We start from the raw sequence: 24,445 nt of genomic DNA on the forward strand, positions 1-24,445 counted from the left end.
AACATGAGTGAAATTAAATACTTAAAAGAAAGACAATACCTACAAAAACTGGCAAAAGCCTACGCACAAAAAAAACCATACTTAGCAGAAGTCTTAGAACCAGACGATCCACAAACAGGTTATTTAATGGAAGGATTTGCTTTTCTTTCTGCTCATTTGCAAGAAAAAATTGATGATGCATTCCCTGAAATTACACTTCCTTTATTACAACGATTAGGCTCTCAGGCAATTAAAGGTGTGCCATCAACATCAATTATTCAAATTAGCTGTGAAAAAGAAATTAATTACAGTTATTTTATTCCTAAAAATAGCAGTGCATTAGGTGATAATAATACATGCTTTTCAAGTTGTCGTGATTTATATATTGAGCCTTATTCTCTTACGGAGAAAAAAGTGACACATCAACCCAATAAAAGCTGTATCTCTTTAACCTTTAAATATCTTGGTAATATCGAACATACACAATCTTGTTCTCTTAATTTATTTCTCAGTCCAATAAAAAATATTGCAGACACTTTGTTGCTTGGATTAACTCAATATTTTGACTATATTGAATTAAAACACGCAGGTCAAAATTATCATGGTGATAACGCAATATTTTGTTTTAATACTCAAATAGGTGAAAAATATCCTATTTTTTCACAATCAGAAAAAACCCCAAAAGCACCACAACAATTACTTGAAGGATTGTATCTTCCTCATGTTCATCACTTTATTAGTTTAGATATTCCAACTATTATAAAGAACTTAGATTGGCAAAAAAGCACTAAATTTACGATTAATATCTATTTAAATAAGCAAATTTCACTAACAGAAGAGCAGTGTAAAAACTGCTTCTTACTTAATTGTGTTCCTTCCGTTGATAAAGAGAAAGAACATACTGTTATTATTGATTTTCAAGAGAATAAGTCGTCTTATTTATTACCGATCCCTGATAACCACTATCTTTCAAGTTTATCTGAAATCATGCTATCACTTGAACCTCATGAAAAAGAACGAGGTCTTTATTGTCATTTTTATTCAATAACAGAGTTAACTTCAGCATCTCGTCTACTACCTCAATATCAAAATTCTCTTTTTTATTCATTAACTATAGATAAAGATATTACTGGACGCACATTTTACATTATTCATTTTTATGATAACAAAGGTGAAGCACTTATCTCGCCACCTAGTTTACATTTTTCTTGTACCTATATTGGCTTTGAAAAATATAAAGATAACAGTATTGGTGTATTAAATGCACATAGTGAAAATATGCCTGATAATTTATTACTCACAAATATCACACCATTATCAGAATGTTTCCCTCCTATTGTTGATGATAAATGTTATTGGCATTTATTATCACATTATAGTGCTAATGCCTTTATGCTAATGTCTATCTCAACAATAAAAAATATGCTGAGTGATTATTTAATTTATACGGAACTAGATAAACAGATCACAAGAAAAATAAAAAGTTCATTAGACGGATGTATTGATTTAAATAGTTATACTTATGATTATATTTTAAAAGGCAAGCCACACCGTTGCTTATCTTTAACCTTAACCATTGATATTAACTATTTTGACAATGAAGGAGATGCATTTGTTTTCGTTTCACATCTTTATCATTTTTTCCCATTTTGTTTGTCAGAGAATATGTTATTGGAAATGAAAATTAAATTTAATACTGATGATAATTTAAAATGGTTTTTATCACCATCCCCATTAAATGGTTACAAATCATTATTGTGATCATAAGGAGCCTTTAATAGGGCTCTTTTTGATTTTATTTTTTAAATCAATCAAAGCAATATAATGAGTTATATTATCTTTTTTATTTAAATATGTTCATTTATTTCAATTAAGATATTACAACAACTTTATTGCGTTAACATGAATATAAAGATGATTTTAAAAAATAATTGACATAATTAATTACTGGATAGAAATATAAGATATCAAAAATATAAATTGATAATAAAAAACCTGAATCATTGAAATCTAGCTTATTAGGCATAAACACAAAATAAGTGTATTTTTTTCTCCATCTCATCACCACAACTCTATAAAAGAGTAGTTTCACTTCTCATATCAAATCCACTTAAATAATATTATTCTTATTTAATACTCTTATTTCGTCATTAACAAACGAAAAAACCATTAAATGCTGACATAATTTATCTAAATAGTTGTTTTAGGTAAAACGGTTTAAATCTTTTAATAAGCAAATATCAATAGACAACAGCTATCAATAATTGATTTTTGATCGCTAATATCGATCTTTAAGTGTTTTTACGCTACTATCTTTTAAAAAGGAGAAGTAAATATGAACGCAATTAGTATTGTGGTAGGTCAACGAATTAAGCAGAAAAGAAAACAATTAAAAATAAGCGGTGTTGAAATGGGACGGAAGCTCGGAATAAGCCAGCAACACTATTCACGTTTAGAAAATGGCCATATAAAAATAACGGTAGATCAATTAATTACCATAGCCCTAATATTAGGAGTTTCTCCACAAAGTTTATTGATCCATTCTGAAGTAATGTCCCCCATGATAAATACATGGGCTAAAACAGCCTTATCATCAAGTGATATTGTTGTCTCAAGAAATAGAAAACGTCGCAGTCTTAAATAAAAAATAAAGAAAATTTTCTAGCGTTAGCTGATTTAACATCTAAGCTATTTTAACGAAAAAAAACGTCGCGACTTTTTGCTTTCTTTCAATTAGATAAAATATTATCCACTTACACAATCAATCGATTGATTTTTTTGTTAAAACAAAGAATCAATTGTTAATATTTTTAGAAATTGAATGTTTTAATGGAATTTCTAGCACATGAGATAATTTTCTATTAGAGCCTTCTATCAAATAAGCTACTATTTCTTCTGATGATAACTCATCGACTTCTCAATATTAAAATACTCACCTAGCCAATAAATAAGCTCTGAAGGAAAAATTTTTAATTTTATCTTGCCACCATAAATCGGATGACTTGATATTAGAGTAAAGCTCCCTTTCGCGAGATTTGTTATTTCTTCTCACCCACCTCAATTATTTCTTGAGCTGTTTTACCATTTATTTTTCTATAAGTAGTTTTTTCAACTTATCCTTATTATTATCTACAACAAAAGTCACTGGCATTTAAATTTTAGCTCGTATTTTTTTGTAACTTAGCATCATCTTCAGGATTTAAATTTTTTCTCATTATAGCGCTAATTTAATTATTACAATCTATTTTATTGATTTTATTGTATTAATAAGAGGAAAGTGTGTGTTTTCTGGGCGATCCCGTTGACACCACACTTTTAGTGAATGGTTATATTTACTGCTTAAATAGATGTTAATCTACTCTAGTATTTCATTAACCGTATTACAAGAGATCAGAGACTGGGAAAGTATCGAAATGGTTAGAAGGTATGCTCACTTAGCACCACCATTTGACAGAACATGCACGACAAATTGATGACGTTTTTAATGAGAACGACATAAATACGACACAAAACAAAAAACAAGTTGGATTAAAATTAGCGCCCTACAGGATTCGAACACGAGTCAATTAACATTGTTTTATAATGAAAATATCGTGTTCGATAAATTTTATACCAACAAATATACCAACAATTATTTTTCTATCATAATGCCTAAGCTTTTCTACTTCCCTGAAATCGACATCTTCGCCAACTCAGGATTATTCGCCTCAAAGATCGATAGCGGTAATTCAACCTTACGACCATTTTGATCTTCCACCGCTTTAACCACTTCAAACTCAGCAACATCTTCACACGGAATTTCCAATCCTGCAAACGTGGCACGCGTTGCGCTAGAATCGCCAAAAGGTTCCACTTCCAGTATCGTATCCCCTAATACTTTTCCTTGCCCATCTTTCATTCGCAGCGTGAGTTCAAGCGCACCAAACTCCGCATGGTCTAGAACCATATGGTTACCGCCATTATCGAGGGTAAATGAATAACCACAGTAACCTTGGTTAATAAAATTTGAGCTGGTATGTGTGATGCTCGCATAACGCTGTTGTTCTTCAGCCAAGCTAAATGTACTGACTGCCAATAAACTCATCGCAAAAATGCTCTTTATCTTATTCATTACGTTACCTTTAGTTATCTTGTATCGTCCTCGCTACCGCAAGTAACGGTAGCGAGAATGTTATTTATTATTGGTTGGTTTGCAATCCACCTTTAGTACGGTCTTTTTCTTTCCAGCGTGGTCGATTCTTGCCTGAGAACTCTTTTTGCATACTCCAATACCCAATGGGGTAACGAGCTACAATCGTCCCGCCAACACCAATATCGACCGAAGAGTACTGACCATTATTAATCGTCCCTTTTTGAACGTAGGCATTAGGGCTACAAGTGCCTGTATCGCGTTGTTGCCAGTTTCCATCAGTTCTTGCCACGATATAAAAATCACCAAATGCGCAACCTGACGCAGATTTATGATTCAGTACTGCAACATAATGCTTGGTTGAGCCCACAATCCTACAAGTACTATTCTGGCTTCCACACACTTGCCATAAGGTTTTACCGCCATCGCCTTTATATTCCCAAATGGTATTTTTAGGGGGCTGGCTGGTGGCAGAGGCTGGTGATGTCATCAACCACAGTGAGGCTAATGCAGCCACAAATACATATTTTTTCATTATAAATTCCTATCAACATAAATAGAAACGTCAGATTGACGCTTGATGAACACCGTCTAATGGGTGCTTGGTTTTCCCTGATATGGCGTATTCGATGGTTATCGGGTGAATGGTGAATAAGGCATTCACAACAAAAATTGCTGATCATGGTTAATGTGATGACTGACGGTTTAGTTGCACTGAAACCCAGTGATGAATTCGACGATAAAGATAAAAGGCAATACCAGTGGCGATAAGCAAATCAACCAGCAATATCGTGGTGGCGATACCTTCAGTAAAACCGTATAGCCAACCGGATGACATGATAATCAGTAGGCTAGAGAGGGCTAATCCGATAATGATGGTAGATATAATGGCAATTAATTTGGGGTTGAAATGAATTTTATAATCAACCCCCTTAAAAGCACTCAAAACCCACAAGCCTAATTGCGCCAAGAGTTGTGGGATAAGCAAAGCCGAGAGATATAAAACGAAGTACATCAATGTGATCCCATACGGGTTCATGATGAGAGCGATAAGCTGGAAATGTGTTAACAATACGCCAGTGATCCAAAGGCATAACAAAATACTGATAACGATAGCGATGCGTTCTAAACCCAGTTGTAAGTGTGAAACAGTGTTCATATTTTTAAGCTTCCTTATGTGATAATGAATTCACGGTGTAAGGGGAATTTTGAATAGGCATGATCCATTCGTGACCGCAATCGCGGCACATCCAGCCCGTACCCCATGCAATGATGTCTTGCTCAGAAGAACAGTGCGGGCAATGTGTGGGATGCGATGCTGGTGGGGTTAATAACGTCATGGTCGGCTCCTTTCTTTGTGTGATGGAAGAGAGGTAAGTAATTGTGATATCAATCTAAAATGCGGTAAGGCCGCGATAAAACTGTTTTGTTGTGACAGTTGCATCACTGCGTGTTTCGGTGTGAAGAGGGTATTGAGTGGTTGAACTTGCTGGATATCATCTAACAACAGGACATGTACTTGCTGGTGGTATTCCGCCAATAAATACCACTGGCCTTCACGGTAAATCAGTTGATAGGGTTGTAGCGGATTAAAACGACGTTCAGGCGTAAGTAGGCTAATAGATTGCTTACTGGTAATGGCATACACCAATTGATAGAAATGGTCGGCATGCAAAGCCGAAATCTTATGGGCGTGATGCCAAATCAAACAAGGTGCATGGGGTTGTTGGGTTAACAGTAATCCGAGTAAGCGACTGTCTAGCCCCGGAAACAACCGAGTCATTCCAATCTGTTTCACAAAGGTAAGAACATCTTTGTCTCGATAAGCTTTTAGCGTATTGATGGGCAAGCGATAACAACCTTGCCGACCTTCTACACCCAGATAAGCCAAGCGTTCACGTAAATCCCGTTGTAACGTGCGTTCAGAAACATTGAACTCTTGGGCTAAACATGAGAGCACAAGGCTTTCCCCTGCCATTAAGCGGGCAATCAGTGCAGAGAGTCGCACAGCCATGCGGTCATATTTTCGGTTGGTCTGAAACATAACGTATTGCTCTCAATAACAGACAGTTAGAAATGATAGGGATAAGGGAGTTTAACTTAGGGGATTGACAGGTTATGTCTGTTGGGAAAAATTCTCATTAGGCTTTTTAGTGAAAAATCACTATAAGTAATTTATTGATAAATAACGTCATGCGGTTTATTTAAACAATACGAAAGCAAGGCGTAAAGACATAACCTGTCAGGGCGGGAAAATTAGTTGGGCTGGCGAGGAGCAAGTTGGTTAAATAAGGTATCCGCCATCACCCACAGAGCTTTATTAAGTTTGATATCGCCATCAATCCCATTCACCGAACGAGTACGAGCGCGTTTGCCTTTTGCGGTTCTGCCTGATAATCCCCCTTTAATCAGGTTTTCTTGTAAACGTTGGTACACCGTCCAAAGGTCTTCTTTTTTATCTTCAACGCGTCGAGGCTGTAGAATTTGCTCTCGCGTGACGGGCTGGAACTCTTCACCAAAGCGGTAGGTCAAAGCCGCTTCAGCAAAGGCTTGCTGGGCGGGTGGAGGTAACAATAACGACTGCATACTTTCGCGTTTTTCAGCCACTTGCTCAAACGTATCGAGTACCTCATACGCCCCTTCAATCACTTTACCCACCACATCCCCTTTATGGGGTACACGCACTTCACCCAATACATCACCACACACCAAACCGTTAGAGCACACGGCTCTAAAGAGCCCCGGCAACATCTGATAGCTGCTTGAGCCATCATGGCTATTCAACAAAATAATTTCAGGGACTTGTACGCCCGTGATTTGGTCATGACGACGCAGGCGTAACATATGTTTTGTGTGCTCTCGACGGCTAACATCGCGTACCCGAGTTTGGCAGGCAAAGAACGGATAAAAGCCTTCTTTTTGTAGACTGTCTAACAAGGTAATGGTGGGAATGTAGGTATAACGCTCACTGCGAGAATCGTGTTTTTCTTCAGAAAACACACTCGGTACAGTACGGAATAACTCTTCGATAGTGAGTGGACGCTCACGGCGAATACTGTTGGCAGAGCCAAAACGCGAAGCTAATAAACTCATGATAAAACTCCGGATTAATCAATTAAGTGGAAAATGGCAGAGGATTCGGGATGTTGTGAAGCGTAGTCACGCAGCTGATAAAAGCGGTCGCACATCACTTCGCTTTCCGTTTGGAATGACCAGATGCTGTATAGGATAAGACATACGGCAATGCCTGCCGCCTCTTGGCTCACGGTGGCTTCATTGCCGTTGTGCATGTTGAATAAGGTTAAGGTGTCTGCGTTGATATCGGGATAGATAAAGGCACCGCCATTATTGAGCGAGCCGTACTCCCAGTAACCGCCATGATACTCATCGCAGAATTGGCCCATCGTGGTGAAGATCACCACTTCAAAGGTAGCCCAGCCTTTCTCTGCACCAAAATGGTTGAACCAAAAATCAAGGCGTTGTTCATCGGGAACGAGTGTCATTGTGATAGCAGATTCAGTTGTGTTACTCATAAGTTGATACTCCAATAAAAAGAAATAAAAAAGCGCCAACCCCGTTAAGGAGTGGCGCTTGATGTCATCAATGTTGTGTTAATTTAAGAAGTTAAAAGAAAAAACTCCACAGGGATTTAGCGACGGAGACGATGCTATTTTTGACCGTACAAATCGTACTTTTTATCAGTGGTGGCAACGGAATGATGTCGATTAAAGTATCAACAATATCACTGACACATTGCCCAAAATCGTTACGTGCTGAATTTTCCACAGATTGAGTCCGGTAAGTGTTGTTCAGTTGTCTAGCGACACCGCTACTGGCTTGCGCCGGTAACGCCTGTATTAATTGCTCTGCTAATTCAGTGAGTTGATAATTTTCGACAACAGAAACCGTCATCACCGGATGATGCGGCTTAAATGCGGTTATCACGGCTTGTTGCTTCAATTCTAAGTTAGCCACCTGTTCAAGGGATGGCTGGTGGTTGTGTTCATCCCACTGGCGACAGGGCTCTATTTTGTCGGCCTGATTCAATACAAACAGAAATCGTTCAGATTGGTAGCCACATTGCTCAGTAAGAAAGCGATAACACTGTTCATCAGAAGACCATGCACGATCATCTGCCTTGAGTACCCAAATGATTAAATCCAGTTCCGGCAGTAAGTTACGATATAGCTGGTGGTACTCTTTATCTCGTTCGATGCTTTCCCCTACGCCGGGTAAATCAATAAAGGTGAGAGTGTGGTTGTTCATCGTCATACTGAATCGTTGGGCTTGCCGTGTGCAGCCTGAAACATCATTCACAGGCGACAGGGTTGATTGGAATAGTGCGTTGATAAGGCTAGATTTTCCAGCTCCCGTCTTGCCCATTAGACCAATGGTGGGGGAGTAGTTGATTAGGTAGTTGAGTTGGTTGAAAAACAGATTTTTAAATGAAGCAGGAAAGGCAGAAATAACCCTTCCTAATTCAGGATATTCGTTCATATTGCTTCCTTGAAAATAAATTCATCATCATTCAAGGTAATAATATATATTTGAAATTGTTTTAATTTTTCTTTTCAACTAACGATATGAGTTCTTTAAGTGGATCTCGTGGCAAAACAATTTCTTCAATCATCGCCTCGATAATTTCGTTAATATTTTTATTATGATTTTTAGCTATTTCTTTTAATTTCAACATAGATGGTTTTGAAATATACGTATTGAGTACAGCCTTATCTTTAACTCCATCACGATACTTTTTTTGGCTCCATGCCTTCCTTGTTTGAAATAAAAAAAGCTTTACACGTTCTACGGTTGAAATAACAGCCCAATAATCAAAACAGGAAACAATTATTTTCCATTTCTGATTTTTAATAAGAACATTAACATCATCATCAGCAGCAATATTTTCGCGCATCATCCTCTCTCCTATCCATTTTAACGCTTCAGTTTTTTTTGACAAAAATGAAAAAGGATCTGGATATTCTTTGGTAATAGATGAAGCTTTATCTCTCATTTGAAAAACTATCGCATTAAAATCTTTAGGGGTCATAAATAAAACTACAAAATCCAAAAAACAAACAATATAATGAAAAGGTATATTTTTACCCATCATTGGCATCAAATTTAAAGGTGAATAATTATACACTCCAGCCATAATTGATTTATGACCCATTTCTATAAGGTATTTATTATACGACTTCATGAGAAAGTTTAAGATAACAAATGATATTCTTTCATCCCTTAAAAAAGATAGTTGTTCTATTGGAATAGTTTTTCTCTCCACCTTTCTTAAATAATGATCAACATTATTTAAGACATTCCCGACATGCTGATTCAACTCACGAATTAACGTATTAACATTCTTACCTCTTGCCTCGATAATCATTTTATAAAAATCTTCAGGTAATAGTGTTTTTTCTGAAAGCATACAGAATAGGACAGCATAATATTGTCTACACTCCAAATAATTATCATTTACATCTACACTTATCATACACTCTCTCCACCTAGTATTTTTTGCAGACCTTTACGCTGTATTTTACGTAGTATTTAAGATGTTATTATGCTACATAACAATCAGTATTTATGTGTTGAAAATCACTATAACCACACAAATTATTATTAGAATGAAGACTAATCTTTAGATAAGCTAATATCAGAGTTGAACTACTTGAAAAAGTATCAGTTCACCTTTGTTCAAAAGCGCTCTGTCACGGTCATCGGTGATGAGATAGAGAAGAGCCTTGCCGTGTTGGTATAGTATTATCTTAATAAAGAAAACCTATCCCATAACTACACCTAGAACATTAATCATTACCCTGTCACTGACTCACTAATTCATATGCTCATCATTTTTCTAAAGTGATGAATTCTTATTTTTAACAACATCCATTCTAGATATGAAAATAAAACCAACCAAAGGTATCAATCATGTCTAGAAACACCTACAACGAGCATTACATTCAAAAGATAAACCACACCATCCGTAAATCACTCTTAACCTATAATCGAGTTACTGCTATTCGAGTGGACTTGCGATTTCCTTCATCGGATATAATTCACTTAAGTGACTCCAATGCCATCACCCGATTTTTTGAATCGTTAAAAGCAAAAATAAATGCTGACCTAAAACGTAAAAATAAAATATGGAAGCGCAACCATTCATGCCCTTTGTTTTATGTATGGGTCAGAGAGTTTGGTGAGATAAAAAACAAAAAACACTACCATGTACTTTTGCTATTAAATAAAGATGCTTATTGGAACCTAGGTGATTTTATTAAAACCAAAGGGACGCTCTATGCATTAGTACAACAAGCATGGTGTAGTGCTATTGGTGTAAACCATCCTGATGAGCGTTATTTAGTTCATATCCCGGACAACGCCGTTACTTGGCTAGATAATAATGAAACCCACAATGAAAGTGCGATATTCAAATTAAACCAGCGTTGTCGTTACTTAGCCAAAGAGCATACAAAATATTATGGTGATGGCGAGCGTTCTTTTGGGTGCAGCCGTTAATCTACCAATAAAAAACATGAGGGGGATATCTTTTGGAAGAGAGATATCCCTAAATATTCATCGATATCCCTTCTGCCTTTTAACTTTAAAGACAGGAGTTCAATAATGAGCACTCAAGCGATTCCCTTACTAGATGACCAATTCGTTGATATGAAATTTATAACCCGCTTAACCGGACTAACAGATAAATGGTTTTATAAATTGATCCAAGATGGGGAGTTTCCAAAGCCGATAAAACTGGGGCGTAGTTCTCGTTGGTTAAAGAGCGAAGTTGAAAATTGGTTACAAGCACGTATTGCCGAATCCAGAGTCTAACCATCACATCACTCCCCTATTCTGCGTTAGTAACACCAACATTTAAGTCACACTGAAAACTCAACAATGAGAAAGTATCATGCTCTTTATGAGACATTGCTACGCCTTTACCAACTCTGACTGAAGGGACTTACCAAACTTACTGTCGCTCACGGAATGCTTCATCCCTATATCAAGAATAGTTACCAGCTGGTGGAGAGGATCATTGGCAAGCAGATGGAGAACCAGGGGCTGGAGATAATAATGAATGATTATGTATTATTCACAACAACATATTTTATTTAGTTAACAGCATAAACACATACAGAGTGTTGAAGTTGCCAGCAACACTCAATCCCATTCACTTTCTTAGGGTTTGTACTTAACTGGCCTCTTCATTTGCATTTTTACATCGTGTACTACCAATCACTATTTGACCATCTTCCTTGATAAATTCACTTTGTTGCTGATTAGGCAATATATCTAATACGACCTCTGATGGCCGACACAACTTTACGCCTAGCGGCGTGACAACAATCGGCCTATTGATCAGTATTGGGTACTGCAACATAAAATCGATCAATTGCTCATCGGAATAAAGGTTATTTTCTAAATTTAATTGCTCATAGGGCTCAACATTTTTGCGGAGTAATTCGCTGACTGTGATTTTCATATCGGCGATAAGTTGCACTAGCACATCCTTAGTCGGAGGTGTTTCTAGGTAATAAATAATCGTTGGCTCAACACCACTATTGCGGATCATGGCAAGGGTATTACGCGAAGTGCCACAATTGGGGTTATGGTAGATAGTGATCTCATTCATGGGGTTACCTTTAATTTAACAGTGAAAGTCGAAGTACTAAAGCAACGAGTGTGACAATGAGCACTGGGATAGTCATGATAATCCCGGTTTTGAAATAATATCCCCATGTAATGGTCATGTTTTTTTGCGATAAAACATGCAGCCACAACAATGTCGCCAAGCTACCTATTGGTGTGATTTTTGGACCTAAATCGGCGCCAATCACATTCGCATAAACCATTGCTTGCTGAATTAACCCTGATGCTTCACTTCCTTCAATGGACAGGGCACCAATCAATACCGTTGGCATGTTATTCATTATTGAGGATAAAAATGCAGTTATAAATCCCGTACCAATTGTTGCAACCCATAACCCTTTATCCGCAAGGTAATTGAGCGTTTCAGACAAATAGTCAGTCAGCCCAGCATTTCTTAAACCATAAACAACCAAGTACATACCTAAAGAAAAAATGACGATTTGCCACGGTGCACCACGTAACACTTTTTTGGTATTAATCGTATGGCCTCTGGCTGCAATCACCCAAAGAATTAAGGCGCCAATAGCCGCAATTGCACTCACTGGAATACCTAATGGTTCTAAGACAAAGAATCCGATGAGCAACAATACTAATACAAGCCAACCGGCTTTAAAGGTTGTCATGTCCTTAATGGCTAAGGCGGGCTCACTCAATTTAGTGATATCATACTGCTTAGGAATATCTTTACGGAAAAACCAATGCAACATCACGAGCGTTGCAACAATTGCTGCAATATCCACAGGCACCATAATCGAGGCATATTCAGTAAATCCAATATTAAAGAAGTCCGCAGAAACGATATTCACGAGGTTCGAAACGATCAGCGGCAAACTTGCCGTATCTGCAATGAACCCAGCAGCCATGACAAATGCTAATGTCGTGCCTTTGTTGAAACCAAGTGCCAATAACATCGCAATCACAATGGGCGTTAAGATCAATGCTGCGCCATCATTGGCAAATAAGGCCGCAACCGTTGCGCCAAGTAACACGATATAACTGAATAACAGTTTTCCTTTACCCCCGCCCCACTTGGCAACATGTAATGCAGCCCATTCAAAGAAACCACTTTCATCTAAAAGTAGGCTAATGATAATGACAGCAACAAATGTCGCCGTGGCATTCCACACAATATTCCAAACTATCGGAATATCTTGAAAGCTAATGACACCAAAAATAAGTGCTAAAACTGCCCCTGCCGTTGCACTCCAGCCAATACCCAGTCCTTTAGGCTGCCAAATAACAAAGGTGATCGTTAAAATAAAAATTAAAGCGGCAATAAACATAACAACCTCATTTAAAAAGTGCTTTTCCGCACCTTTTATTTTTAGAAAATAAAACTTACTCTGCAAGCTGACTTAATGCAGATATCCCCACAGGCTCTGTTTCAAGCAAAGGAACAATAGCAACACGTTTTGCCAATGTTGATGTCACTTTTTTAATCTGAGCGACTTCCTGTTCAGCTCTTGAAAGTAACAATGGTGATGTTGTTTCTGTGATAGATAGACTGTTATTGATTACCCACGCCCACGGATGTATATCTGCCCGTATTAAATCATTTTGTAAGTTCTCCGCCTCAAGCACAGGCGTAGTTTCAGCGAGTGTCGTAATAATAACTTTGGTGCGTTCAGGATCTTGTAATTGCATCATCGGCGTTAAATAATGACCTTTCTCGCCCATTTTTTTAGCAATTTCTTTATGGTATGCCCCTGTTGCATCCAGAAGTAATAATGTATGCCCAGTCGGCGCAGTATCCATGACGACAAAACGTTTACCCGCATCTCTAATGATGCGAGAAAAAGCCTGAAATACCGCAATTTCTTCTGTGCATGGAGAGCGTAAATCTTCCTCAAGTAATGCACGCCCCTCTTCATCTAAACCTTTCCCTTTTGTTTCTAAGACATAATTACGATAACGCTCAGTTTCAGCGATAGGGTCAATTCGGCTAACTTGAAGGTTGGGTAAAACACCATCGAGGGTTGATTCAATATGCGCGGCTGGATCAGATGTGGTCAGATGTACATCAAGCCCTTTTTCTGCCAATTTAACTGCGATTGATGCCGCAATCGTTGTTTTCCCTACACCACCTTTGCCCATTAACATAATCAGCCCATGCTGTTGCTGAGATATTTCGCCAACCAGTTCTGACAAGGTAGGTAAAGAAATAGGTTGTTTTGTCGGGGTAATAGTTGGAATTTGTGGCATGTCATTAGATAACAACTGCTTCAGTGCATCGACACCCACCATATTGATCTTTTGTAAATAAAGAATATCGACAGGTAACGAGCGTAGTGCTTCAGGCATAGACTCTAATGCCGCTTGTTCACGAGAGTAGAGCGCATGGGATAACTTATCATTTTCAGTCACCGCAGTTTCAGGGAAAACACCATTGACAATCAATTGCTGATTTTTGATACCCAGAGATGACAACTCGCTATAGGTTCTTGCGACTTCCCTCAATGCGGCAAACTGAGGTCGTGCAACCAAGACTAGCCTTGTTAGTGATTTATCACTCAACGCTTTCACCGCCATGCTGTACTGCTCACGTTGTTTATCAAGGCCAGACATTGGCCCTAGACATGACGCACCATCAGGATTGTCACTAATAAAATCACTCCACGCACTCGGGAGTTGTAATAAACGGATGGTATGCCCCGTTGGTGCGGTATCAAAAATGATATGGTCAAATTGCTCTGTAATTTCGGTATTAGTTAACAATCCAGTAAATTCATCGAAAGCTGCAATCTCTGTTGTACAGGCACCTGATAGTTGTTCCGTAATACTTTGAATTACCGCTTCAGGTAAACTTTCTTTGATTGGATTAATAATTTTGTTTCGATATTCTTCGGCTGCGGCTTGAGGGTCTATTTCAATAGCAAATAGATTTGGAACCAATGTTATTGGCTTAATCTGATTTCCTATTGATTGAGAAAATACCTGTCCGACGTTAGATGCAGGATCTGTACTCACTAGCAGGACTTTTTTTCCATCCTCTGCCAGCTTGATTGCTGTCGCACAGGAAATTGAGGTTTTACCCACACCACCTTTTCCAGTAAAAAATAAATAATTAGGTGTGTTATCTAAAAATTTCATTTTATTGCTCCTGTTAACAACACGTTTTACCATTACCACAACACGATTTAACAATTTCGGCTTTTTCAATATTCAGGCGAATACCAAACCATCTGGCTAGCTCATGTCGTTTTGGGTATCGACCAGTCAACACAATCTCACCATCCAGAATCAATAGTGGAAGTGACTCGGCACCTGCGGTTTCCAAAAATATTTTTGCTTTTGTGTTGTTAACGAACTCCATAGGCTCTTGCGCTAAATTAAAACGCCTTATACTTGCCCCTTGTTTTTTTAACCAATCCACATCTGTTGCGAAGTCTACCAATGCTTGATCGACTTCGGTTCCGCAAACACCAGTGCTACAACATAATGCGGGATCAAATACTTCTAGTTTTTTCATACCTTAACCTTATATATGATTTTTCGAATATGTTAACTTAAAAATTTTTATTTTTATATAGAACAGCTACTCGCAGACTCTTTTGTCTCTAGACTCTTAAGCAAACCTGCAACTCTATTTTTCTCTGTGGCATAGGTGACATCAATGATACTTTTCACCCAAGCTAGTAATGCCGGAGATAAACGATAATGAACCCATTTACCATGTTTTGAATCGAGCAAAAGACCTGATTCTCTTAGCATTGCTAGGTGTCGAGAAGTCTTTGGTTGCGATAAATTCAAGGCCGTATAGATATCACAGACACATAGCTCACCAGATGCTTTCAAAAGCAACACGATATCGAGCCTTGTTTGATCACCTAAAATTTTAAACAGTTGTAATGGTTCCATGTGTACCTCTTTAGCTATCTATGACCTCAAATTACCCCCAAAAACTACATACGTCAAAGCATATATGTATTGTTCTATAAAACTATTCAATAATCACTTATAAACTGTGGGAAAAACAAGTTTTACGCTTCATTATACTATTTTAACCTACTTAACGTCTTATCAGCCGTAGCTTTGAAATGAAAATTATATTGCAATTCATAAGTTAAATGGCATTAGTGCCTAATGAAACGACATAAGCTATGATAGTGAGAAAAATGTACCTCATGTGCACAATGTTAAGGATAGGAAATGGTCAATATCCCTGAAGGTCATATATCGTTTTTACCCCCCGGCAGTAATGAATGGAAAGCATTAGATTTTCAATCTTATATTTGGAATCGCGACTTTATTGAAAATGAAGCATTAAAAAATGCAGGTTCCCCTCCATTGACACCACAGCCTCTTAATGAAGCTCAAAAAAAAGAATTGCAAGATAACCAACATTACATTAACGATCTATTATTAAAATCGCTGCAATTTCCCAACCTTTCTTTTTTTGCTGGCAGTGGTACTTCACTTGGTGATGTTGGTGGACCAAGCATGTGGGAATTATGGAAAAATGCTATGTGGAGTGACCCAACAGCAACTAGTAATGGTGAGCTAAAACCTGAGGCGCTTTCAGTATGTCAAAAAGTTAAATATTCTGAACGAAACTACCCTAATATTGAACATTTTCTTTCAAACTGTGAAGCTTTATTAGCATTCCAAGATGATGAAGAAGTATTACAGTTTCTAAATAACGTTAAAACGATTATTTTAGATAAGTGTCGTTCTTTTTTAGAGAAGGATAGTAGTGACCTTTCCTCATATATTAATTTATTACAAAAAATGGGGAGGAGAAGAGTTAGAGACCCAAGGCTTAAAATATTTACCACAAATTACGATCTCACATTTGAAACCGCGGCTTCTGAATTAGGAATGATGGTTGTAGATGGATTTTCATACACAGGCATTAGACGGTTTGATGGTAAATATTTTAATTATGATGTGATAAAAAGAGATGAAAATGATCATGACTTTGTTGAAGGTGTATTCCAATTATTTAAACTTCATGGTTCAGTTAGTTGGCTAAGAAAAAATGGACAAATATATGAAGACCAAAATCCAATAGCAACAAATGCATGCCTTATTTACCCTGCTAAAGGTAAATACCAACAAGCATTCATCCAGCCGCATCTAGAATTGCTCTCTCGATTTCTAGATTTTTTACGTAAAAAAAATAGCTGTCTAGTTATTTCTGGCTTTGGTTTTAATGATGACCATATTTCAGAACCTATTTATTCTGCAATAAAATCAAATCCTAGCATGAGATTAATTATAGTAGATTTCAAATGCACATCACATATTTTGAATAATGGCAAAAATGGTTCTAGTAAATACTGGACGCTATTTAAAGAACTATCTTTATCTGGTCATGACATTCATTTTTTAAATGCATCTTTTAAAGATTTCGTTAATTTAGTGCCTAACCTTAAAGCATTAACCCCAGCGGAACAATTAGCCAATGTAATAAAAAAAATTGGAGTAAATGATTGAATATGATTAACCAAGCTCTCAAAGGTGGAATATTAAATAGTTATTTAAAAGTTGGAGTCGTCTCCTCCATTTATTCACAAGCCGTTAGAGCCAATTTAATTTATGTAGGAGAAATTAGTGGTACGTACATGAATGGAGATCGATACGGTATAGGAGAAGTTGGTGAAATTCTATTAATTGAAGGACAACAATCAATTGTTTTGGGACGATTAATTGAAGTTAAAGTACCCGAATATGAGCGTGGGGATATATCTAATGAATCAATACATAATAAAAAAATTGATGCTATTGGTATTATACAGCTTCTTGGTACTATTGATCCATCTAACTTACGTATTGATTCAGGAATTAAAGCATACCCTAGATTAGGTGACATCATCTATTCTGCTCCATTAGAATTTATATCTTTAATACCAGAACTCATTAATAAAGGTATTAAGGATAATAATGATGAAAAAATTGGAATCGTTCTAGGTCATATTGCTGGTGGAGAATCAAGCATTGTTACAGTTGAACCAGATAAATTATTTGGTAGGCACTGTGCTATTTTAGGTGCGACTGGCGGAGGCAAAAGTTGGACCACTGCAAAATTAATAGAAGAATGCTCTAATTATGAGAATTCAAAAACAATAATTATCGATGCAACTAGCGAATATAGATCATTCGCTTCTGAATATTGCTCACACTTTCACTTAGGTGATCCTATTAATAAATATGAATCATCTCTTGAGTTTCGCATACCCCCAACTGATTTCATTGAATCAGATTTTATTGCTATGTTTGACCCATCAGGAAAAGTCCAAGGTCCAAAACTAAAAGAAGCAATTAAAAGTCTTAGGTTAGTATCTATAGACCCTACAATTGCAACCAATGGTATTTTACGCAAAATAAAACAACCGAAGGCTGATTATCGGAGAGCTATGAATACCGGAGATAACTCTAAACTTGTTGATGACCCAAGCCAACCATTTGATGTAACAAAACTCATACAGCAAATAGTACAGGAGTGTAATTATGATAATGGAGATGACTCGTGGGGTAATGCTGCAACCCAAGATCTTAGTTACTGTTCCTCATTATTAACAAGAATTCAAGCAGTAACATATTCAAGTTCTCTAAAATCAGTATTTCATGGAGATGAAAAAGTATTAAAACTTGGTGATATATTAAATGATTTCCTAATTTCCAATAAACGTGTTCTGCGCTTATGTCTAAGTGATATCAGCTATGAATTTTTTGCTAGAGAAATTTTAGCCAACGTTATTGGAAGAAAGTTATTAACTTTAGCAAGATGTGAAACATTTAGAACACAACCATTATTAGTAATAGTTGACGAAGCTCATAATTTTCTAGGAAAAAGAGTTGGCTCAGAGGATCATTCTATAAAACTTGATGCTTTTGAAATGATCGCTAAAGAAGGACGTAAATATGGGTTAAATATTTGTTTAACAACCCAACGCCCGAGAGATATTACAGAAGGAGTTCTTAGTCAAATTGGTACACTGTTAGTACATAGACTCACAAATGATAGAGACCGTGAAGTTGTTGAACGGGCATGTGGAGAAATTGATAAATCAGCTGCTTCATTCTTACCAAGTCTAAAACAAGGTGAGATCGCATTAGTTGGTGTTGATTTCCCTATTCCGATGACTATTCAAATAGGAAAACCGATCTACCCTCCAATATCTGACTCTCCCGGATATGGTAATATATGGAAAAGAACAGTCATTTAAATTTAACACATTAATAGACATCTTTACATCTAAACATAAAGATGGCTATTTATCACTTAAAATTCACACTCACCACATTCCCTACCCCACACTCCAACTCATCAATATAGTCCGCATACCACTGGATCATCTCTCTTCTGTTTTCAAGGTACTGAGCATGGTTATACGTACCACGGATGGTATTCTTATCAACATGAGCGAGTTGAAGCTCAATCCATGCAGTATTGAATCCCTTCTCATGCAAGATAGTACTCATTGTGTGCCTAAAACCATGTCCAGTCGCTTTTCCATGATAACCAATACGTTTAAGGACCTGATTAACACTCGCTTCGCTCATTGGCTTGGTAATGTCATTTCTACCGGGGAATACCAACTTATAGCGTCCTGTAATAGCTTGAACTTCACGTAATGCCGTGATGACTTGAGTCGATAATGGAACTAGATGTGGGCGGCGCATTTTCATTCTTTCTTTGGGGATCTCCCAAATACAGCGTTCGAAATCAAACTCACCCCATTCTGCTAAACGTAGCTCAATAGTTCTCACACCTGTTAACATCAGGATTTTAGTTGCTAGCCGAGTAATTGGGCTACCTGAATAATGATTTAATGCATTAAGAAATTCAGGTAATTCGTTAGCAAGCAAATGTGGATAGTGTTGTGCTTTAGGAGGTGTTAATGCGCTAGCAAGTTCAGAGGCAGGGTTGTATTCCGCTTTGCCCGTTACAATCGCATATCTGAAGACTTGGTTGCATGCTTGACGGATCTTACGTAACTTGTCTAGCACTCCCCTTTTTTCTAGTTTACGCAACGTACTGAGTACTTCTAGTGGCTTAATTTCAGCAATTGGCCTTTTACCTAGATCAGGAAAAATGTCATTTTCAAATGACTCCATCAGATCTTCTGCATAACCTTTAGACCAGTTTGGCTTTTTATATTCGTGCCACTCAAGGGTTACTGCTTGAAATGTATTATTAACCGCCGATTTGCGTTCTATCTTTTCAAGCTTTTTCTGTTCTGAAGGATCAATGTTGTTAGCTATTTGACGTTTTGCTTCATCTCTACGCTGCCTTGCATCAGCTAAAGAAATTTCAGGGTAAACACCAAGCGCTAATGTTTTTTGTTTTCCGTCGAATCGATATTGTAGCCGCCAGTATTTAGAGCCATTAGCATGCACGTAAAGGTGCATTCCTTCACCGTCAGTGAGTTTGTATCCTTTATCGGCAGGCTTTGCCGTTCTTACCTTCACATCTGTTAGTGCCATATAGGAACTCCCATGAGTTTGTGTTGGTATAAAAATTCATTGAACCTGTATGTACCAACGCATATACCAACAAATATTACTTGATGTAGGTTGATATAGGTAGACGTCAGTTGAACGAAGAAAGGTTAAAATCAGCTAATCCACTGAATTTTAGGCATAAAAAAAGACATCGGTTGATGTCCATTGACTTCGAAATGGTACGCCCTACAGGATTCGAACCTGTGACCTACGGCTTAGAAGGGCGTTACATACTGATTTCATTGAGTTTTATATAATTTCATGAGATTTCATCTTTTTGATTTATAAGGATTTATATATCTTGCATGATTTCAGCTAGTTTCATATCATTTCTTCGTTACTTGACCCGTTACTTGACCCGCAAACAACCCGTAAATGGAAATTAGTTATGGCTAGCGTATTACTGACTGATAGTAAAATACGAGGACTGAAACCAAAGAAATCTGCGTATTATACTTGGCAAGCATCAGCGACTAGAGGAACCGGACGCCTTGGTGTAAAAACATATCCATCTGGAAGAAAAGTTTTCGTCTACCGCTACTTCAAAGATGGAAAAGAGAAATTTATATCGCTTGGTGATTACCCTAATTTATCACTAGCTGATGCTGCAGTAAAATCCGTAGCAGCTGCTACCGAATCATCATCCCCAGAGAGAATAAAATATGAACACGCCACAGTAAAACAGCTTTTTGATGATTACATTGAAGATCAAAAACGACAAGGCAAGCGTTCATATGATAAAACTCAAAACAGACTAAATCAGGTTCTAGATAGTAAGCATATTGATGCCTCTATGCCTGCAAAAGATGTGACTCCAGATCATATAAAAAGAATACTTTCTGAGTTTATCTCCCGAGGTGCTTTGGCAGGTTCAAACAAAGTAAGAGCAAATCTACATGCGGTATTCAACTTCGGTTTGTTTGCCGATAATGATCCAGCAAAAATAAACGAGCGCGTTATTTATGGATTGGAACGAAATCCTGTCACTGTGGTTCCTAGACAAAAAGGTGCAGATAAAGCGTTAGATAGATTTTTATCATGGGATGAGTTGAAGCTATTATTAGAGCTATTCAATAAGCCCACCATCGAATGCCCTATTAACTCAGATTATGCGCGTCTATTTCTATTTTGCGTTTATTCCGCAGGACAAAGGCCATGGGAAATTCTGGCCAATACTCGCGACAATTGGGATAAAAAGAACAATACATTAACGGTTCCACCTCATATTTCAAAAACAGGCGATTATCATGTCATTCCACTGGTACAGCCTGCTATTGATATTCTTAATATCCAAGAACTATTGTATCCAACATCAAATTATCTTTTCCCTGCTGATACTAAAGAAGGACACTTGCTAACGTCTGAATACGCTAAACAATTAAATAAATTTTGTAAGAAAAATGAGTTTGAGAAATTTACACCTAGAGATGTGAGAAGAACATTCAAAACATTGGCTGGAGAAATGGGAATAAGTTCTGAGTTAAGGGATATGGTACAAAACCACAAAAGACCAGGAGTTTCTCAAAAGCATTATGATAGATATGATTATTTAAGAGAAAAACGAGAAACGCTTGATACATGGTGTGAAAAACTATCGTCTCTAAAAGAAGCATAGTATTTATATATCATTTAAATTCCTTATTGTAGGATAGATGTAACCCACAATAAGGAATATTAAAAATGAGAATGACCTCACGCAAAAAAGAGATAATGGAATTATTTAAACCTGACAATCTTGAATGGGTAACGGGTGAAATTGGCGCACCACCTTTCGACGTTTCAGGTGTAGCTTATATGCTTAAAGGAATGGATTCTTTTGATAAGAAAAGTATTCTCGAATCTACTCACAGAACATTAGATAGTATGGTTAAAGATGGCTTGTTAGAAAAGGTATTCAGTTATGAGAGACGGCAAAATAAACACCAAGGCTCAAGCAGTTCTCCTGGTGTTCGCTGTGTCGTTAGTCGGTATGGCTTATGTGGAAAGTGTCGTCTTGTGAAATGCGAAAATGACGGAGAGGACTTTATTGAAGGTAAGTACATCAGAATTGATTAATCCAAACAGCCCATTACAAAAAACACAAAGAACTTATAATATTACGGCCACTATATACAAAGCTCTTTTCTCAAATGATAAGTTTGTAATAATAAAAAATCTTATCAGGTGCGCCGTAAAAACCCATCCTTCAGAGCGGGGAAGATGTCAAATCAATACTAATATTAACTAGTAGCTATTTGAATTTTAAAATACAATACCATGTCATTTTCCTCTAACCTTCGTTCCTCTTTATATTCTTCTAGCACATACAGATGTACTGTATGCCTACCATATAAAAAGTTTTATTTTAATAGATAAAAAAATATTTTTATCTATAATAGAATAGCCTTGTAACTCTTTGCTTTATAAAAGCTAATTACAAATTATCTATAACGGAAATAAAAAATCATGGATACGCTAGATTTCATCATCGGGCATAAAATAAAACAAAAAAGGATGGAGCTAAAATTAACAGGTAAACAAATGAGCAACAAGCTCGGAATAAGCCAACAACATTACTCTCGGGTAGAAAATGGAGGCGTGAAAATTACCGTTGAACATTTATTCTCTATCGCGTTTGTTTTAGGGGTTAAACCTCAAAACTTACTACCTGATTATTATATTTCCGATGAACAAACAATAACAAAGCCAACAAGCCTTATCAGCAGAAACCATTCTGCCAATAAGGAAAAATAAAATATGAATCCCATAATTACAGGAAAATATTGTTTTTTTATTTTGATTAAAAACAATGTGAGCAATTGAGTACATAAAAAGGAATTCGTTGCTCTACATACAAAATACAACTATAAACTTTTGGAAAACACTATTTCTGGTGCGCTATTGGTGTCCTGATTTTCTTCCTCTTCTTTTTGTCTGCGTTCCTCTTCCGCTTTCTGAGCTTCTTCCATCTCACGCATTCTCACGTTATAGATTGATTGCTCTGGCATCTGTACACGAACGGAAATAAAACGACCATCAGGGATATCTATCGGATCACCGTCATTGAAGCCGTCAATATCATTACGTGCAAATTTAGGTGCATTAGGGTGAGTGCGGTGATACGTTTTAACGAGAATAGAACCATCCTTGTTAACTTTAGAATTAACCCAAACAAGAGGCTGTTTATTAACATCGAGTGGAATTTCAATACCACCATCGACACCGCCCCAACCCGCATCTGAGTTAAAGCCTAAAACGCCTTCAATGAGATATTCACCCTGAGCTACTCGAGTAACCGTAGCGCCTTCGGATTCGTCGTTAGTTGTGAATGTGCCATCGGGATTGATGTCGATAATTGGAGAGGCTTTTTTGATGAAGCCTTGGGGGTCTGTTATTGTATTAGAGTTAGAATAAAATTCACTGAATCCTGACGGGGTTCCGCTTGAGTCCGATGTTCTTCCCGCTAATCTGAATCGACCACCTCTTGACCAACACAAAACCCCCTGGTACACATTACTAGTCGCTGGGCTATTGAGTTTAAATCCACCCACCTCATTGAACGGCCAATCTGTATTGTTTGCAGTTGATTCAGTAAATGAAACGTAACTACCAACGCCATGATCACCCGTTAACATTATTGTGCCATTTCGTTTTTTTGGTAATTGAATGACATATCCGATATCATTGTAGCTACAATAAAAACTAAATGGATCTACATCTGTTGGGCTCAGCATGCCAAAATAGGTTTTAACATTATTATAATTAGAAACATAAATTCCTTTATAAGAAATTATCTGCCCATTAAATCGTTGAGAGTTAGCGCTAGATAAATCAGCTTTATTACTAATATCCCCCTGCATCTTTTTAATGCTATCAAGCGTGACAACCTCGCCGTTTGGCATCTCAATTTTTGTCTGGCCCGTTTGAGTCATCCATGTATTCATTGCATTGAGGAAATACTCAACATAACTATTAATAGCGACCATTGTTCTTGCTGCATCACTATTATTATCTGGCTCAGTAACATGAATTGAGAATGTGGTGTTAGTTGCTGTGGCTAATGCCGGTTGTGCTAATACCAATTCAGTGTCGGAATTAACGGATTTAATCATATACGGAATATTTGTTGTTCCCGATTTAATTAAAATAGTCATTCCGATATTAATGGCTGGATTATTATTTTTAAATTTAGTGCCAGTTCCGCGGACAATAGCAGACCCTGACACTGTGTTAACAGTGCCTGTTGTGTATATCATGATT

At 37.2% G+C, this 24,445-nt stretch carries 25 protein-coding genes and 1 pseudogene; 10 read left to right on the forward strand and 16 right to left on the reverse strand.

The window, feature by feature from the left end; all coding sequences use genetic code 11:
* Positions 1–3: 3 nt before the first annotated feature.
* The 3 genes and pseudogenes from LG402_RS15955 to LG402_RS15965 form a co-directional block, all read left to right on the forward strand.
* Complete coding sequence (locus LG402_RS15955) at positions 4–1,740, forward strand: type VI secretion system baseplate subunit TssF (RefSeq protein ID WP_227335937.1); 1,737 nt, start codon at positions 4–6, stop codon at positions 1,738–1,740.
* 574 nt (positions 1,741–2,314) lie between these two features.
* Positions 2,315–2,623, forward strand: a complete 309-nt coding sequence (locus tag LG402_RS15960) for a helix-turn-helix domain-containing protein (protein WP_166539844.1) — start codon at positions 2,315–2,317, stop codon at positions 2,621–2,623.
* Positions 2,624–3,329: 706 nt separating this feature from the next.
* Positions 3,330–3,549 (forward strand): annotated as a pseudogene (locus tag LG402_RS15965) (hypothetical protein); the annotation flags it as partial.
* A 91-nt stretch (positions 3,550–3,640) separates the two neighbouring features.
* Here the strand turns inward: LG402_RS15965 and LG402_RS15970 are convergent.
* The 9 genes from LG402_RS15970 to LG402_RS16010 form a co-directional block, all read right to left on the reverse strand.
* A complete protein-coding gene (locus tag LG402_RS15970) occupies positions 3,641–4,090 on the reverse strand; it encodes an IrmA family protein (protein WP_067401686.1) in 450 nt (149 codons plus the stop codon).
* Between the two features lie 67 nt (positions 4,091–4,157).
* A complete protein-coding gene (locus LG402_RS15975) occupies positions 4,158–4,643 on the reverse strand; it encodes a hypothetical protein (protein ID WP_115164606.1) in 486 nt (161 codons plus the stop codon).
* A gap of 150 nt (positions 4,644–4,793) precedes the next feature.
* Positions 4,794–5,267, reverse strand: coding sequence for a hypothetical protein (locus tag LG402_RS15980; RefSeq protein ID WP_042844896.1), 474 nt, complete (start codon positions 5,265–5,267; stop codon positions 4,794–4,796).
* Between the two features lie 4 nt (positions 5,268–5,271).
* A complete protein-coding gene (locus LG402_RS15985) occupies positions 5,272–5,448 on the reverse strand; it encodes a hypothetical protein (RefSeq protein ID WP_181875025.1) in 177 nt (58 codons plus the stop codon).
* Positions 5,445–6,152: a helix-turn-helix transcriptional regulator gene (locus tag LG402_RS15990; protein ID WP_115164607.1), complete on the reverse strand. Its 708-nt coding sequence runs from the start codon at positions 6,150–6,152 to the stop codon at positions 5,445–5,447. Before LG402_RS15990 ends, LG402_RS15985 begins: the two co-directional genes overlap by 4 nt.
* A 212-nt stretch (positions 6,153–6,364) precedes the next feature.
* On the reverse strand, positions 6,365–7,201 hold the full coding sequence (locus LG402_RS15995) for a DUF932 domain-containing protein (protein WP_115164608.1): 837 nt from the start codon (positions 7,199–7,201) through the stop codon (positions 6,365–6,367).
* Positions 7,202–7,215: 14 nt separating this feature from the next.
* Positions 7,216–7,641, reverse strand: a complete 426-nt coding sequence (locus tag LG402_RS16000) for an antirestriction protein (protein WP_115164609.1) — start codon at positions 7,639–7,641, stop codon at positions 7,216–7,218.
* A 91-nt stretch (positions 7,642–7,732) separates the two neighbouring features.
* The gene (locus LG402_RS16005) at positions 7,733–8,605 is read right to left on the reverse strand and encodes a GTPase family protein (RefSeq protein WP_115164610.1); all 873 of its coding nucleotides are present in this window, start codon (positions 8,603–8,605) and stop codon (positions 7,733–7,735) included.
* Positions 8,606–8,666: 61 nt separating this feature from the next.
* On the reverse strand, positions 8,667–9,599 hold the full coding sequence (locus LG402_RS16010) for a hypothetical protein (protein WP_227335938.1): 933 nt from the start codon (positions 9,597–9,599) through the stop codon (positions 8,667–8,669).
* Between the two features lie 437 nt (positions 9,600–10,036).
* Here LG402_RS16010 and LG402_RS16015 point away from each other — a divergent pair, with 437 nt between their 5' ends.
* Both LG402_RS16015 and LG402_RS16020 read left to right on the forward strand, forming a co-directional pair.
* Positions 10,037–10,624, forward strand: a complete 588-nt coding sequence (locus LG402_RS16015; protein ID WP_115164612.1) for an inovirus Gp2 family protein — start codon at positions 10,037–10,039, stop codon at positions 10,622–10,624.
* A 105-nt stretch (positions 10,625–10,729) separates the two neighbouring features.
* Positions 10,730–10,939 (forward strand): helix-turn-helix transcriptional regulator, encoded by a 210-nt coding sequence (locus LG402_RS16020; RefSeq protein WP_036968140.1) that lies wholly within the window; start codon positions 10,730–10,732, stop codon positions 10,937–10,939.
* 361 nt (positions 10,940–11,300) lie between these two features.
* Here LG402_RS16020 and arsC read toward each other — a convergent pair whose 3' ends face one another.
* Genes arsC through LG402_RS16045 form a run of 5 tightly spaced genes read right to left on the reverse strand, consistent with a single transcriptional unit; the run spans position 11,301 to position 15,616 of the window.
* Positions 11,301–11,741: a glutaredoxin-dependent arsenate reductase gene (gene arsC / locus LG402_RS16025; RefSeq protein WP_036968137.1), complete on the reverse strand. Its 441-nt coding sequence runs from the start codon at positions 11,739–11,741 to the stop codon at positions 11,301–11,303.
* Between the two features lie 10 nt (positions 11,742–11,751).
* Positions 11,752–13,041, reverse strand: a complete 1,290-nt coding sequence (locus LG402_RS16030; RefSeq protein WP_115164613.1) for an arsenic transporter — start codon at positions 13,039–13,041, stop codon at positions 11,752–11,754.
* Positions 13,042–13,096: 55 nt separating this feature from the next.
* Positions 13,097–14,848: an arsenical pump-driving ATPase gene (gene arsA, locus LG402_RS16035; protein ID WP_036968131.1), complete on the reverse strand. Its 1,752-nt coding sequence runs from the start codon at positions 14,846–14,848 to the stop codon at positions 13,097–13,099.
* Positions 14,849–14,861: 13 nt separating this feature from the next.
* A complete protein-coding gene (arsD, locus tag LG402_RS16040; RefSeq protein WP_112837254.1) occupies positions 14,862–15,227 on the reverse strand; it encodes an arsenite efflux transporter metallochaperone ArsD in 366 nt (121 codons plus the stop codon).
* 53 nt (positions 15,228–15,280) lie between these two features.
* Positions 15,281–15,616 carry a metalloregulator ArsR/SmtB family transcription factor gene (locus tag LG402_RS16045; protein WP_112837255.1) on the reverse strand — a complete coding sequence of 112 codons (336 nt, stop codon included), beginning with the start codon at positions 15,614–15,616 and terminating at the stop codon, positions 15,281–15,283.
* 291 nt (positions 15,617–15,907) lie between these two features.
* On the opposite strand from LG402_RS16045, the gene LG402_RS16050 reads away from it, so the two are divergent.
* A complete protein-coding gene (locus LG402_RS16050; protein WP_112837256.1) occupies positions 15,908–17,194 on the forward strand; it encodes an SIR2 family protein in 1,287 nt (428 codons plus the stop codon).
* 2 nt (positions 17,195–17,196) lie between these two features.
* A complete protein-coding gene (locus LG402_RS16055) occupies positions 17,197–18,927 on the forward strand; it encodes an ATP-binding protein (RefSeq protein ID WP_112860379.1) in 1,731 nt (576 codons plus the stop codon).
* A 52-nt stretch (positions 18,928–18,979) separates the two neighbouring features.
* On the opposite strand, the gene LG402_RS16060 is transcribed toward LG402_RS16055, so the two are convergent.
* Positions 18,980–20,188 carry a tyrosine-type recombinase/integrase gene (locus LG402_RS16060; RefSeq protein WP_112837258.1) on the reverse strand — a complete coding sequence of 403 codons (1,209 nt, stop codon included), beginning with the start codon at positions 20,186–20,188 and terminating at the stop codon, positions 18,980–18,982.
* A gap of 406 nt (positions 20,189–20,594) precedes the next feature.
* Between LG402_RS16060 and LG402_RS16065 the strand changes: the two genes are divergently transcribed.
* The 3 genes from LG402_RS16065 to LG402_RS16075 all read left to right on the forward strand — a co-directional run bounded on the left by LG402_RS16065 (position 20,595) and on the right by LG402_RS16075 (position 22,939).
* A complete protein-coding gene (locus LG402_RS16065) occupies positions 20,595–21,821 on the forward strand; it encodes a tyrosine-type recombinase/integrase (protein WP_227335939.1) in 1,227 nt (408 codons plus the stop codon).
* A gap of 65 nt (positions 21,822–21,886) precedes the next feature.
* Positions 21,887–22,261, forward strand: coding sequence for a hypothetical protein (locus LG402_RS16070; protein ID WP_227335940.1), 375 nt, complete (start codon positions 21,887–21,889; stop codon positions 22,259–22,261).
* Between the two features lie 390 nt (positions 22,262–22,651).
* Entirely contained in the window at positions 22,652–22,939 is a 288-nt protein-coding gene (locus LG402_RS16075; protein ID WP_227335941.1) for a helix-turn-helix domain-containing protein, read from the forward strand.
* A 110-nt stretch (positions 22,940–23,049) separates the two neighbouring features.
* Here the strand turns inward: LG402_RS16075 and LG402_RS16080 are convergent, their stop codons facing one another.
* Positions 23,050–24,441 carry a hypothetical protein gene (locus LG402_RS16080; RefSeq protein WP_227335942.1) on the reverse strand — a complete coding sequence of 464 codons (1,392 nt, stop codon included), beginning with the start codon at positions 24,439–24,441 and terminating at the stop codon, positions 23,050–23,052.
* Positions 24,442–24,445: the final 4 nt, after the last annotated feature.

Source organism: Proteus sp. NMG38-2, from assembly GCF_020640995.1.
GTDB lineage: Bacteria > Pseudomonadota > Gammaproteobacteria > Enterobacterales > Enterobacteriaceae > Proteus.